Source organism: Streptomyces torulosus, assembly GCF_001419765.1.
Classification (GTDB): Bacteria; Actinomycetota; Actinomycetes; order Streptomycetales; family Streptomycetaceae; genus Streptomyces; species Streptomyces torulosus.
The window spans coordinates 1-13,240 of the sequence record NZ_LIRK01000001.1 but is presented as its reverse complement, the minus strand read 5'-3'; the positions used below and the strand labels follow the sequence as shown (position 1 = coordinate 13,240).

At 71.5% G+C, this 13,240-nt stretch carries 10 protein-coding genes; 5 read left to right on the top strand and 5 right to left on the bottom strand.

Going from position 1 to position 13,240, the window contains the following annotated elements; translation table 11 throughout:
* The first annotated feature begins 171 nt into the window (after positions 1 to 171).
* The 3 genes from AOK23_RS00050 to AOK23_RS00040 all read left to right on the top strand — a co-directional run bounded on the left by AOK23_RS00050 (position 172) and on the right by AOK23_RS00040 (position 3,733).
* Positions 172 to 1,884 (top strand): glycoside hydrolase family 6 protein, encoded by a 1,713-nt coding sequence (locus tag AOK23_RS00050; protein WP_055710684.1) that lies wholly within the window; start codon positions 172 to 174, stop codon positions 1,882 to 1,884.
* Between the two features lie 251 nt (positions 1,885 to 2,135).
* Positions 2,136 to 2,729, top strand: coding sequence for a dihydrofolate reductase family protein (locus AOK23_RS00045; RefSeq protein ID WP_055710683.1), 594 nt, complete (start codon positions 2,136 to 2,138; stop codon positions 2,727 to 2,729).
* A gap of 92 nt (positions 2,730 to 2,821) precedes the next feature.
* Positions 2,822 to 3,733, top strand: coding sequence for a class I SAM-dependent methyltransferase (locus AOK23_RS00040; protein WP_055710682.1), 912 nt, complete (start codon positions 2,822 to 2,824; stop codon positions 3,731 to 3,733).
* Between the two features lie 95 nt (positions 3,734 to 3,828).
* Here the strand turns inward: AOK23_RS00040 and AOK23_RS00035 are convergent, their stop codons facing one another.
* Positions 3,829 to 4,665, bottom strand: a complete 837-nt coding sequence (locus tag AOK23_RS00035; protein ID WP_055710681.1) for an aldo/keto reductase — start codon at positions 4,663 to 4,665, stop codon at positions 3,829 to 3,831.
* Positions 4,666 to 4,896: 231 nt separating this feature from the next.
* On the opposite strand from AOK23_RS00035, the gene AOK23_RS00030 reads away from it, so the two are divergent.
* Positions 4,897 to 5,673 carry a hypothetical protein gene (locus AOK23_RS00030; RefSeq protein WP_055710697.1) on the top strand — a complete coding sequence of 259 codons (777 nt, stop codon included), beginning with the start codon at positions 4,897 to 4,899 and terminating at the stop codon, positions 5,671 to 5,673.
* 36 nt (positions 5,674 to 5,709) lie between these two features.
* Here AOK23_RS00030 and AOK23_RS00025 read toward each other — a convergent pair whose 3' ends face one another.
* Both AOK23_RS00025 and AOK23_RS00020 read right to left on the bottom strand, forming a co-directional pair.
* Complete coding sequence (locus AOK23_RS00025; RefSeq protein WP_055710680.1) at positions 5,710 to 7,536, bottom strand: AMP-dependent synthetase/ligase; 1,827 nt, start codon at positions 7,534 to 7,536, stop codon at positions 5,710 to 5,712.
* A 308-nt stretch (positions 7,537 to 7,844) separates the two neighbouring features.
* A complete protein-coding gene (locus tag AOK23_RS00020; protein WP_055710696.1) occupies positions 7,845 to 8,720 on the bottom strand; it encodes a LysR substrate-binding domain-containing protein in 876 nt (291 codons plus the stop codon).
* Between the two features lie 144 nt (positions 8,721 to 8,864).
* Between AOK23_RS00020 and AOK23_RS00015 the strand changes: the two genes are divergently transcribed.
* Positions 8,865 to 9,905 (top strand): bile acid:sodium symporter family protein, encoded by a 1,041-nt coding sequence (locus tag AOK23_RS00015; RefSeq protein WP_107102689.1) that lies wholly within the window; start codon positions 8,865 to 8,867, stop codon positions 9,903 to 9,905.
* Here the strand turns inward: AOK23_RS00015 and AOK23_RS00010 are convergent.
* Entirely contained in the window at positions 9,844 to 11,082 is a 1,239-nt protein-coding gene (locus AOK23_RS00010; protein ID WP_055710678.1) for a DUF5005 domain-containing protein, read from the bottom strand. The two genes, AOK23_RS00015 and AOK23_RS00010, sit on opposite strands and share 62 nt — an antisense overlap.
* A 10-nt stretch (positions 11,083 to 11,092) precedes the next feature.
* On the bottom strand, positions 11,093 to 12,994 hold the full coding sequence (locus AOK23_RS00005; RefSeq protein WP_055710677.1) for a sialidase family protein: 1,902 nt from the start codon (positions 12,992 to 12,994) through the stop codon (positions 11,093 to 11,095).
* Positions 12,995 to 13,240: the final 246 nt, after the last annotated feature.

Sequence of the window (13,240 nt, the reverse complement as noted above, 5' to 3'; positions counted from 1 at the left end):
CACATGGCCGGCTTCGGCCGACCCGGCCTGAACTCCGCCCGCGACGACAGTCCCATGTCGTCGGGCGTCGGGCCGAGCGAGCGTCCCCGCCGCCTCGGCGGACGGGCACCCCGCACGACCCCCTACGGAACCTCCACGTACACCCCACTACGGAAGAGGAAACCCGCACTCATGAGCCGTACCAGAACAGCACTCCTCGCGGCGATGGCGCTGGTCGCCGGCGCCGCCGGGACCGCGGTGGCCGCCGTGCCGGACGACTCCGGCATCCGGGCGATCCCCTGCACCGTCGACTACAAGGTGCAGAACCAGTGGTCCACCGGCTTCACCGCCGCCGTCACGATCACCAACAACGGCGCCGCGAAGTCCTCGTGGTCCGCGAAGTGGTCGTACGCGGGCAACCAGCAGGTGGGCAACGGCTGGAACGCGAGAATCTCCCAGAGCGGCAGCGCGGTGACGGCCTCCAACGAGACGTACAACGGGTCGCTCCCGACCGGCGGTTCGGTCAGCTTCGGCTTCAACGCCTCCTACAGCGGCTCCAACGCCCTCCCGGCGACCTTCACGCTGGACGGGGTCACCTGCAACGTCGACGACGGCGGCGGCGGTCCGGGCGAGCCGGGCCCGGGCAACCCCGGCTCGCGGGTGGACAACCCGTACGCCGGCGCCAAGGTGTACGTGAACCCGGAGTGGTCCGCGAACGCCGCAGCCGAGCCGGGCGGCAGCCGGATCGCCAACCAGCCCACCGGTGTGTGGCTGGACCGCATCGCCGCCATCGCGGGCGCCGGCGGCAAGATGGGGCTGCGGGCCCACCTCGACGAGGCGCTGCGCCAGAAGGGCTCCGACCAGCTCGTCGTCCAGCTGGTGATCTACAACCTGCCGGGCCGTGACTGTTCGGCCCTCTCCTCCAACGGCGAGCTCAAGGCCGACGAGATCGACAAGTACAAGACGCAGTACATCGACCCGATCAAGGCGATCCTCGCCGACCCGAAGTACGCCTCGCTGCGCATCGTCACCACGGTCGAGATCGACTCGCTGCCCAACCTCGTCACCAACACCGGCAGCCGCCCGACGGCCGTGCCGCAGTGCGACGTGATGAAGGCCAACGGCAACTACGTCAAGGGTGTCGGCTACGCGCTCAACAAGCTGGGCGACGTTCCCAACGTCTACAACTACGTCGACGCCGGCCACCACGGCTGGCTCGGCTGGGACGACAACTTCGCTCCCTCCGCCGCCATCATGAAGGAGGCGGCGACCGCCGAGGGCGCCACGGTGAACGACGTCCACGGCTTCATCACCAACACGGCCAACTACAGCGCCTTGAAGGAGAACAACTTCACCATCAACGACAACGTGGCCGGCAAGTCGGTCCGCGAGTCGAAGTGGGTCGACTGGAACCGCTACGTCGACGAGCTGTCCTTCGCCCAGGCCTTCCGGACGCAGGCCGTCTCGGCCGGCTTCAACTCGAACGTCGGCATGCTGATCGACACCTCCCGCAACGGGTGGGGCGGCACCGCCAGGCCCGCCGGACCGGGCCCGAAGACCACCGTCGACACCTACGTCGACGGCGGGCGCTACGACCGTCGCCTCAACACCGGCAACTGGTGCAACCAGTCCGGGGCCGGTCTCGGCGAACGCCCGCAGGCATCCCCGGCGACGGGGATCGACGCCTACGTGTGGATGAAGCCGCCGGGGGAGTCCGACGGGGCCAGCTCCCAGATCCCGAACGACGAGGGCAAGGGCTTCGACGGCATGTGCGACCCGACGTACACGGGCAACCCGCGCAACAACTACAACATGTCCGGCGCCCTGCCGAACGCGCCGCTGTCCGGGCACTGGTTCTCCGCCCAGTTCCAGCAGCTGATGCGGAACGCGTACCCGGCGCTGTGACCTCCGCCGGCTGAGAGGATCCGCCAGGGGCGCGCGCTTCCCCCACTCCCTGGCGGGTCCGGCCGCACGGCACACCCGCACGCGCGACGGCCGCCCGCCCCCGTTCACCACGGGGGCGGGCGGCCGTGGCCGTTTCGGTGGCATGGTGGTGTGACGCACGTCACTGTGACGTGGGTGGGTGGGGCGATGAGTTCCGGACGGCAGCCCGGTCTTCACCGCCGTACACCCCGCACGGACGAGGAGACCGCCCCATGCGCATCGTCATCACCGAGTTCATGAGCCTGGACGGCGTCGTGCAGGCCCCCGGCGGCCCCGAGGAGGACACCGACGGCGGCTTCGCCCACGGCGGCTGGACGCAGGAGTTCTTCGACCCGGAGGTGGTCGGCGGCGCCTGGGACGAGGCGCTGCGCGCGGCCGACGCGCTGCTGTACGGGCGCCGCACATGGAAGGCGATGGCCGGGGCCTGGCCCGAACGTGCCGGTGACCCCTTCGCCGACCGGATCAACGCCCTCCCCAAGTACGTGGTCTCCAGCACCCTCGGCGACGACGAGCTGACGTGGAACACCACCCGCGTCCCCGGTGAGGAAGCCGTCGCCCACATCCGCAAGCTGCGCGAGAGCGAAGGCGGCGACCTGCTCGTCATGGGCAGCCCCAGCCTCGCCCGAACCCTCCTGCACGAGGGCCTCGTCGACGAGCTGCGGCTGATGGTCATGCCGGTCGTCCTCGGCGGCGGAAAGACGATCTTCCCCGACGGCGGCGCCAAGCACACCCTGAAGCTGGTCTCCACGGTCACGAGCCCCACGGGAGTGAACGTCTGTGTCTACCGGGCCGCCGACAAGGGCTGAAGCCCGGAGGTTTTGCCGTTACGGCAAGGGAGGTTGCCGTTCGGTGGTGCGTCGGCGCAGGCTGACGGCAACCGGAAGAGAGGCTCACCACCATGGGACACCACCACCAGCACGGCCAGGGCCACGGCCACGGTCAAGGGCACGGGCGTCACGACCACACCGACATCGACTGGGCCGAGCTGGCCGAGCACCTGGAGGAGCAGGCGGAGCTGTTCGCGCCGCTGAACCGCCAGGCCGCCGCCTGGGTGGCCGCGCGGCAGCCGGAGCCCGGGCTCGTCGTCGACGCGGGCAGCGGTCCGGGCGTGGTGAGCACGCTGCTCGCCGACACGTTCCCCGGCGCCCGGATCGTCGCCGTGGACGGCTCGGGGCCGCTGCTGGAGCGGGCCCGGTCCCGGGCGGAACGCCTCGGCGTCGCCGACCGGTTCGCCACCCTGGAGGCGGACCTCCCCGCGGGTCTGGCCGAGTTGGAGTACCCCGTGGATGTGCTGTGGGCCAGCCGCAGCCTGCACCACCTCGGTGACCAGCGGGCCGGCCTCGCCGCCTTCGCCGAACGGCTGGCCCCGGGCGGGGTGCTGGCGCTCGTCGAGGGCGGGCTGCCCTCGCGGTTCCTGCCGCGGGACATCGGCATCGGCCGCCCCGGACTCCAGTCCCGGCTCGACGCGGTCGAGGAGCTGTGGTTCGGCGAGATGCGGGCCGCCCTGCCCGGCACGGTCGCGGAGGCGGAGGACTGGCCGGGCCTGCTCACCGCCGCGGGCCTGCGCGACGCGACCTCCCGCACCTTCCTGCTGGACCTGCCGGCCCCGGTGTCGGAGGCGGCACGCGCCCACGCCCTCACCCTCTTCCGGCGGCGCCGGGAGACACTCGCGGAGTACGCGGACCACCTCGACCCGTCCGACCTCTCCACCCTGGACCGGCTCCTGGACCCCGACGACAAGGCGAGCCTCCACCACCGCCCCGATGTGTTCGTCCTCGCGGCCCACACGGTCCACCTCGCGCGCGCGTGACGCGGGCGCGGCGGCGGTGGCCGCCCGTGGCCACACGAAACCGCCCGCCGGAGTACCTCCGGCGGGCGGTTCCGTCGGTCGCGGTGGAGTGGACCTCAGGCCATGTCGAAGGTCGCCGGGTCGGGACCGATGCGGCGGTCCTCGTTCAGCGCGCTGATCGCGGCGATGTCCTCGGTGTCCAGGGAGAAGTCGAAGACCTCGATGTTCTCCTTGATGCGGGACGGGGTCACCGACTTGGGGATGACCACGTTGCCCAGCTGGAGGTGCCAGCGCAGCACGATCTGGGCCGGGGTGCGGCCGTGCTTCTGCGCGATGGCGATGATCGCCGGGACCTCCAGCAGGCCCTTGCCCTGGCCGAGCGGCGACCATGCCTCGGTGGCGATGCCCTGCTCCGCGTGGTACTCGCGGGCGGCGTGCTGCTGGAGGTGGGGGTGCAGCTCGATCTGGTTGACCGCCGGGATGACGCTGGTCGCCTCGATCAGCGTCTCCAGGTGCTCCGGAAGGAAGTTGGAGACACCGATGGCCCGCGCGCGGCCGTCGGCGTACAGCTTCTCGAACGCCTTGTACGTGTCGACGTAGGTGCCGCGGGCCGGGATCGGCCAGTGGATCAGGTACAGGTCCACGTACTCCAGGCCGAGCTTGTCCAGCGACTCGTCGAAGGCGCGGAGCGTGGCGTCGTAGCCCTGGTCGGTGTTCCAGAGCTTGGTGGTGACGAAGAGGTCCTTGCGGGGGACGCCGGAGGCGGCGAGCGCCTTGCCGGTGCCCCGCTCGTTGCCGTAGATCGCGGCCGTGTCGATGCTGCGGTAGCCGGCCTCCAGCGCCGTGCCGACGGCCTGCTCGGCCTCGTCGTCCGGCACCTGCCAGACGCCGAAGCCCAGCTGGGGCATCTCGACGCCGTTGTTCAGGATGATCGGGGGGACCTTGCTGCTCACGAGCTCTCGATCCTTAAAGTCGTCGGTTGGTGCTTCCCATCGTCAACGATCACGGCGCGCGATGCATTCCTGAGCGGCCCGCTCGCGCACCGAATCGCAGAATGGCCGGAAATGGATCCGACGGTTCTACGTTATCGGTCCGGACCATTGACCGAACACCGTCACACGGGAAGTCTTGCCACCGCCCGACGTACATCACTGAACTCCGGTCGCGTACGTGAATGGATGGCCATGACCCCCACCCGCAGGACCCTCCTCGGCGCCGCACTCGGCGGCACGGCCGCCGCCCTCGGTCCGTCGGCCACCGCGCACGCCGCCTCATGGCAGCTGAAGTGGTCCCCCTCGGCGAGCGCGGACGGACTCCGCGCCTTCGAGACCGTCGAGGACGACCGCGCCGACTCCCACACCGCGGCCGCGCCGCACATCCGCGCCACCGGCGACACCTGGCGGTTCGACATGCACACCGTCGACCGGGACACCTCGACCGACCGGCAGCGCCAGGAGGTCACCGGCCTGCGTACCGGCAGCGGCTTCCTCCGCTGGACGGAGGGGCAGACCTGGCGGGTCACCTACCAGATGTATCTGCCGAGTTCCCTCAAGGCGACCACCAGCTTCACCCACATCATGCAGATGAAGCAGCCCGGCAACGGCACCTCCCCGCTCGTCGTGCAGTCCCTGCGCCGGGTGAACGGTGCCCAGACCATCGAGCTGAAGCTGCCCATCGACGACATCCTGGTCGGCCGTACCGACCTGGCGCCCCTGCACGACTCCTGGACCGACGTCGACTTCCAGGTCAAGGTCGGCAACGGCTCGGCGGGTTCGGTGCGCTGGATCCTCAAGAAGGGCTCGACGACCCTGATCGACGTCGCCCGCACCGGCGTCGACACCTTCCTCGCCGACCGGCTGCGCCCCAAGTGGGGCATCTACCGCTCCCTCGGCGACACCTCGGGCTCCCTGCAGAACTGCCACATGCTGCTGCGGAACATGCGGGGCTACCAGTTGGTCTGACCCGGGTGCGCGGAGGCGGGCGCGTCCCCGGCGCTCTCACGCCCGGTACAGCGCCTCCACCTCCTTCGCGTACATCTTCTCGATCGCCTTCCGCTTCAGCTTCAGCGACGGCGTCAGCAGACCCTGCTCCTCGGTGAACTGGTGCGCCAGTATCCGGAAGGTGCGGATCGACTCGGCCTGCGAGACCAGGGTGTTGGCGGCGACCACCGCCCGCCGCACCTCGGTCTCCAGCTCCGGGTCGCGCACCAGATCGGCCGGTGACAGCTTCGGCTTGCCGTGCATCTGCATCCAGTGCTCGACCGCCTCCGCGTCGAGCGTGACGAGCGCGGCGATGTACGGCCGGTCGTTGCCGACGACGATGCACTGGGCGACCAGCGGATGGTCCCGCACCCGCTCCTCCAGGATCGCCGGGGAGACGCTCTTGCCGCCCGAGGTCACCAGGATCTCCTTCTTGCGCCCGGTGATCGTGAGGTAGCCGTCCTCGTCGAGCGCGCCCAGGTCCCCGGTGGCGAGCCAGCCGTCGTGCAGGGTCTCGTCGGTGGCCTTGGGGTTGTTGAGGTACCCCTGGAAGACATTGGGGCCGCGCAGCCACACCTCGCCGTCGTCCGCGATGTGCACGGTCATGCCCGGGATGGCCTGGCCGACGGTGCCGTACCGGGTGCGCTCCGGCGGGTTCGCCGTCGCGGCCGCCGTGCACTCCGTCAGCCCGTACCCCTCGTAGATGTGGATGCCGGCGCCCGCGTAGAACAGGCCGAGCCGGCGGTCCATCGCCGAGCCGCCGGACATCGCGTACTTGATCCGGCCGCCCATGGCCTCCCGGATCTTCGCGTAGACGACCTTGTCGAAGAACTGGTGCTGCATCCTGAGGCCCGCGGAGGGGCCGGGCCCGATGCCCCAGGCCTTCGCCTCCATCGCGTCCGCGTACTTCACGGCGACCTCGACGGCCTTCTCGAACGGGCCCGCCCTGCCCTCCCGCTCGGCCTTGCGCCGGCTCGCGTTGAACACCTTCTCGAAGATGTACGGCACCGCGAGGAAGAACGTCGGCCTGAAGGCGGCCAGGTCCGGCAGCAGCACGGCCGCGCTGAGCTGCGGCTGGTGCCCGAACTTCACCTTGCCCCGGATCCCGGCCACCTGCACCATCCGCCCGAAGACATGCGCGAGCGGCAGGAATAGCAGGGTCGCCGGCTCCTGACCCCTGCGGGACTCGAACAGCGGCGCCCAGCGCTCGATGACCGTGTCCGCCTCGACCATGAAGTTGGCGTGGGAGATGACGCAGCCCTTGGGGCGGCCCGTGGTGCCGGACGTGTAGATGATCGTCGCGACCGACTCCGGGGTCACCGCCCGCCGGTGCCGGTGCACCACCTCGTCGTCGAGCTGCGCGCCCGACTCGTACAGCTCCTCCACGGCGCCCGCGTCCAGCTGCCACAGCCGGCGCAGCTGCGGCAGCCGGTCGATGACCGTGGCGATGGTCATCGCGTGGTCCTCGTGCTCGACCATCGCGGCCGTGCACTGGGAGTCGTACAGCATCCAGAAGACCTGCTCGGCGGAGGAGGTCGGGTAGACGGGGACGACCTGGGCGCCGATCGTCCACAGGGCGTAGTCGAACAGGGTCCACTCGTACCGGGTGCGGCACATGATGGCGACCCGGTCGCCGAACCGGACCCCCTGCGACAGCAGGCCCTTGGCCAGCGCCAGCACCTCGTCACGGAACTCGGCGGAGGTCACGTCGCGCCACTCGCCCCGCTCGTCCTTGCGGCCGAGCGCGATGTACGTCGGGTCCTCCTGGGCGTACTCGAAGACGACGTCGGCCAGACCGCCCACCGGCGGCGCCGACGCCAACGGAGGGTTGGTGAACTCGCGCAAACCCGCTCCTCGTGGCGCTCCGCACAGCGCGTGAAAGCTACCTCACCGGGAGCCGGGATGGGAGGGGAATCGGAGGGGACGAATCGGCAAGATCAGTACGAGCGGGTGGCGGAGAAGGTGTGCAGACGGGCAGAGTTCGGGCGAAACTCCTTACGGCGCAGTAGGTTTCGGCACCGTAATCTCCACCGAATCTGTACGACCCGATTACGGCCGCCGCCGGGGCCGGGTCGCGCCGCTTCACGGCCGGCCCCGGCGGCTTCCGGTCGCACGGACCGACATCAGTTCCAGCGCAGTCGGGCACCGTGCCGTCACACCCCGCGGGCTCGGCCGTGGAGTCGGTCGCCGCCGGAGAGGATCGCCGCGGCCAGCGCGTCCGCCGCGCTCGTCGCCGCTCCCGGCCGCCGTCCGTGCACGAGCACGAAGTCGACCTCGCCCAGCTCCGGCAGCCCCGCCCGCTCGGGCACCCGGACCAGACCGGGGGGCACCAGACGACGGGAATGAGCCATCACGCCGAGGCCCGCGCGGGCGGCGGCGATCAGGCCGTTGAGACTGCCGCTGGTGCAGGCCACCCGCCAGGCGCGGCCCTCCCGCTCCAGCGCCTCCAGGGCCAGCGCGCGGGTGATGCCCGGCGGCGGGTAGACGATCAGCGGCACCGGGCGGTCGGGGTCGAGACGCAGCCGCTCCGCGCCGATCCACACCAGCCGGTCCGTCCAGACCGGCTCGCCGCGCGGGTCCTGCGGGCGCCGCTTCGCCAGCACCAGGTCGAGCTTGCCCGCCGCCAGCTGCTCGTGGAGCGTGCCGGACAGCTCGACCGTCAGCTCCAGGTCGACCTCGGGGTGGTCGTGCCGGAAGCCCTCCAGGATCTCCGGCAGCCGGGTCAGCACGAAGTCCTCCGACGCGCCGAAGCGCAGCCGCCCACGCAGCCGGGTCCCGGTGAAGAACGCCGTGGCCTGCTCGTGCACCTCCAACAGGCGACGCGCGAACCCCAGCATCGCCTCACCGTCCTCCGTCAGCTCCACCGAGTGCGTGTCCCGGGTGAACAGCTGCCGCCCGGCCGCGTCCTCCAGACGGCGCACATGCTGGCTGACCGTGGACTGGCGCAGCCCCAGCCGCCGTGCCGCCTGCGTGAAGCTCAGCGTCTGCGCCACGGCGAGGAAGGCCCGCAGGTGAGTGGGGTCGTACATGAAGGGCACCCTACTCCCGGTCATCATGAAACGCGATGACAGTCAGAGCCGTATGACGGATTCCCGATCACGAGGTGGGAGAGGACCATGGAGAGGGGCTCTCCGGCCCCCGCCGCACCTCCGATCGAAAGCACGTGGAGCACCGTGAAACGCCTGCGCTGGCCGAGTTGGATGCCGATCGACCCCTACATCCTGCTGTTGCTCGGGACGGTGGGCCTCGCGGCGCTCCTCCCGGCGCGGGGCGCGGCCGCCGAGGTCGCCTCCGGCGCGTCCACGGCCGCGATCGCCTTCCTGTTCTTCCTCTACGGCGCCCGGCTCTCCACCCGTGAGGCACTCGACGGCCTGAAGCACTGGCGGCTCCATGTCACGGTCCTGGCCTGCACGTTCGTCGTCTTCCCGCTGCTGGGTCTGGCCGCCCGCGGCCTCGAACCGGTGTTCCTGAGCCACTCCCTCTACACGGGTCTGCTCTTCCTCACCCTCGTCCCGTCGACCATCCAGTCGTCGATCGCGTTCACCTCGATGGCACGCGGGAACGTTCCCGCCGCGATCTGCGCGGGCTCCTTCTCCTCCCTCGCGGGCATCGTCATCACCCCGCTGCTCGCGGCGAGCCTGCTCGGCGGCAGTGTGGGCGGCTTCTCCGCCGACGCGGTCTGGAAGATCGTGCTCCAGCTGCTGGTGCCGTTCGTCGCCGGCCAGCTCGCCCGCCGCTGGATCGGCGGCTTCGTCACCCGGCACAAGCGGATCCTCGGCCTCGTCGACCGTGCCTCGATCCTCCTCGTTGTGTACGTCGCGTTCAGCGAGGGCATGGTGCGCGGCATCTGGAGCCAGGTCAGCCCGCTGCGGCTCGGCGGACTGCTGGTCGTCGAGGCCGTGCTCCTCGCCGTGATGCTCACGCTCACCTGGTACGGCGCGAAGCTGCTGCGCTTCGGTCGGGCCGACCGGATCGCCATCCAGTTCGCCGGCTCCAAGAAGTCCCTCGCCTCCGGACTGCCCATGGCGAGCGTCCTGTTCGGCGCCGAGGCGTCCCTCGCCGTGCTCCCGCTGATGCTGTTCCACCAGATGCAGCTCATGGTCTGCGCGGTCATCGCCAAGCGCCGCTCGCACGACCCCGAGGAGGCGGAGGTCACGGAGCGGCGAGATGAAGGGAAACGAACCGAGGTCGGTACAGGGACACGTCCCGCGTGATGTTCAGCTGCGCCGCCGCCGCGTTCGCGTCCAGCCAGTTGACGTCGTAGCTGAGGACCAGCCGCCCGTCGCCGCCGAGCGCCTCGTGCGCCTGCGGGTTGTACGCCGCGACCCCGTCCCTCGGCAGCGGTGGGCCGAACCCCTTCGCGGGCCCGTGCCAGGGCCCGGTCGGGGAGCAGGCCCAGTACGCGGTGACGGTCGTGAGGCCCTCGGTCCCGGCGGCCATCGTGAACAGCACATAGGTGCGCCCGTCCCGGACGACGCTGAAGGCGCTGCCGACGCCCTTGTCCTCCCCGTTGCCCAGCACCGCCGCGGGCCGCCCCCGCACCGCCCAGCGCGAGCCGTCCCAGTACTCCCACGCGCCCGGCTCCCCGAGCCTGCCGCGCGGCACCCGGGCGACATACGCGTGGGAGGTCGGCCGGGAGGCGGCCTGGGCGTCGGTGCCGCCGAAGACGTACGTCCAGTCGCCCGCGTCGACGGCCGTCGTCCCGAACAGCACCCGCCGGGCGGGATCGGCGACCGACGCCTGGTCGAGGACCGTCGTGATCCCCTCAAGTCGCAGCGCGGGCAGCGACAGCGTGGCCACCTCGGTGGCCGTGGGCACCCCGTAGATCCAGGGCGCCTGGCCCGCCGTACGCGTCCACAGCAGCACCCGGACGACCTTCTCGGCGGAGCCGGGGGAGCGGGGCTCGACCCGGGCGGCCACCGGCCAGCGCCACTGCCGCGGGGCGGGGTCCGGGAAGACGGGGGCCGGGAGCGTGGACTCCAGCCGGCCCGAGGGGGACATGACGACGGCCGAGTTGCGCACCAGCGGCGTCGCGACGTCCCGCCAGGCCACGGACTCGCCGACCGGGTTGGGCGGTGCGTGCACCTGGCCCAGATAGGTGTCGGAGAACAGCCACAGCACCCGCCCGTCGGGCAGGCGCACCGAGTGGGTGCCGTCGCCGCCGGTCCAGTCGTCGGTGCGGGTCGCGTCGTCGCCGTAGCGGGCGAACTCGCCGGTCAGCGGCTCGTCCGGGTCCCAGTCCCGGACGGTGCGGGCCGTGCAGGTGCGGCCGCCCTCCCGGTCGTCGTCCGGGAGGGCGGTGAGCAGCACGGCGGCGAGGGCGAGGACCAGTGCCAGAACGATGACCGGTCCCGCCCCCGTCCGCCGTCGTGCTCCCGCGTCGTCGGGCACGGGAGGGACGTTAGTGGCCCCGGTCCACGCGGTCCATGGGCAGCCACAGGATCGCGCCGCGCCGCGCGGCCGTGTCCCCGGCCCGCAGACCGGCCACCTCGTCGTCGCTCAACGCCCGGTCGACGACGAGGACTTCGTCGAGTGCGCCGGTGAAGTGCACCCGGCTGTCGACGCGTTGCCCGAGGTGCACCCCGAACGGCGAGTTCCGGCTGACCGATCCGGCGACGTCGGAGACGGTGAACGGCGTCCCGTCCACGAACAGCGTCAGCTGCCCGCCGCCGCGTCGCAGCGCCAGATGGTGCCACCGCCCGTCGTTGTACGCGCCCGTCGACCGCACCGACACGGTCCTGGGCGGCGCGGCCCCGTCCCGCACGGTCATCAGCCCCGTCAGCCTCCCCGACGCCGGCTCACCGCGCACCCACACCTGGGGCTGCGTGGTCCCGACCCCTCCCATCCACAGCAGCGGATGCTCCCCGGTGGCCGCCGTGTAGCGGAACCAGAGCGACGCGGTGAACTCCTTGTCGTGGAGCGGCAGTCGGGACCGGTACGGCAGCCGCACGGCGTCGTCGGCGCCGTCGAACGCGATCGCGCCCCCGAACGCCCCGTCCGTGGGCCGCGCACCCCCGAGCACGGCGGCCCGCCTGCCGCCGGGTGCCCGGTCGGGAGTCGTCGGGTCGGGGCCCCGGCGCGGCTTCAGCCAGTCCTCCATGAATCGGGCGAAGCGGATCTCGTCACGGGCGTCGACGGCACCGCCCTCGTACAGCAGCCCCACCACGTCGCCGGCGCCGTCGGCGCCACGGCTGATCCGCACCAGGTCCGAGTAGCCGGACCAGTCGGTGGTGACGACCGTGCCCCGGTCCACGCTCTCCCAGGTGCGGCCGCCGTCGTACGAGGAACGGATCGCCATGGTCCGGCGGCGGTCCGGGTCGGTGGGCCCGGCGAGCAGCATGCGGTCGCCCAGCCGCAGCACGGAGCCCTGCACCTGGGGCATGTACAGGTCCGGGAACGTCCGGAACGGGGAGGCGAAGCTGCGACCGCCGTCCCGGCTGACCGTCTGGCTGCGGTGCCCGAGGTCGGTGCCGTCCTGCTCGCGCCCGCTCACCAGGACCGAGCCGTCGGCGCGTTCGGTGAGCGTCAGCTCCGACGGCTTCTGCCGGAACGTTCCGTCGGTGGCGATCGGCCAGGTGTCGGTGGCGCCGATCCGCCAGTTCTCGCCGCCGTCGTCGCTGGTGGCGAGCGCCGCGTGGTTGGCGGAGACCCGGCCGTCCGCCCAGGTCTCGGCGTTCACCCCGAGAACCAGCCGGCCCGCGTGCCGGCCGCGGGTGAGCTGGATGCCGTGCACCGGCCCGGTGGCGTACCAGGAGTTCCAGTGGGCCGGACGGATCTGCTCGGCGAGCGACCGCGGCTCGGACCAGGTCAGTCCGTCGTCGTCGCTGTACTGGAGGTGCGGGGTGCGGTCACAGGGCACGTCGCAGCTCGCGCTGTCCTTACGGCCCGTGTTGTAGGTCTCCGCCAGCACGATGCGGCCGGTCTCCCGGTCCACGACGGGGGCGGGGTTGCCGTGGGTGTCGCCGGCGCCCTCGTTGACGACCTGGAGCGGGCCCCAGGTGCGGCCGCCGTCCGTGGACCGCTTCAGCACGAGGTCTATGTCGGCCGCGTCCCCGCAGTTCAGGACGCGTCCCTCGGCGAAGGCCAGCAGGGTCCCCGCGGTGCTCCGCACGATCGCCGGGATGCGGAAGCAGGCGTAGCCGGGGTCCTGGGACGCCTTGAAAAGAATTTGTTGGTCGAACTCGGTGGCGCCGGTCCTTGGTCGGCCCTCCGCTCCGGCGGGGTGGGAGAGGGCGAGGAGTGCGGTGGTGGTGAATAAGGCGGTGAGGGTGGATCTGAGACGTGCGCGAAGACTCGACGGCACGGTGCGGCCAGCCCTTCATGCGTCCGGATGAGGGGACATCGGACGTCCCATGTCCGATGTCCGGCCACAGACGGTACGGGGGGTCAGGGGGGCCGACAAGAACCGTGCGGGCGGTGTGTCAGCGGGCGCCTCATGGCTCGGGGGTGCGCGGTTCGTCGGCGGGTGCGGGTTCGTCGTGGTTGTTCGCGCAGTTCCCCGCGCCCCTGAAAAGCGACAGGGGCTGCGCCCCGTGCTTTTCATGAAGGG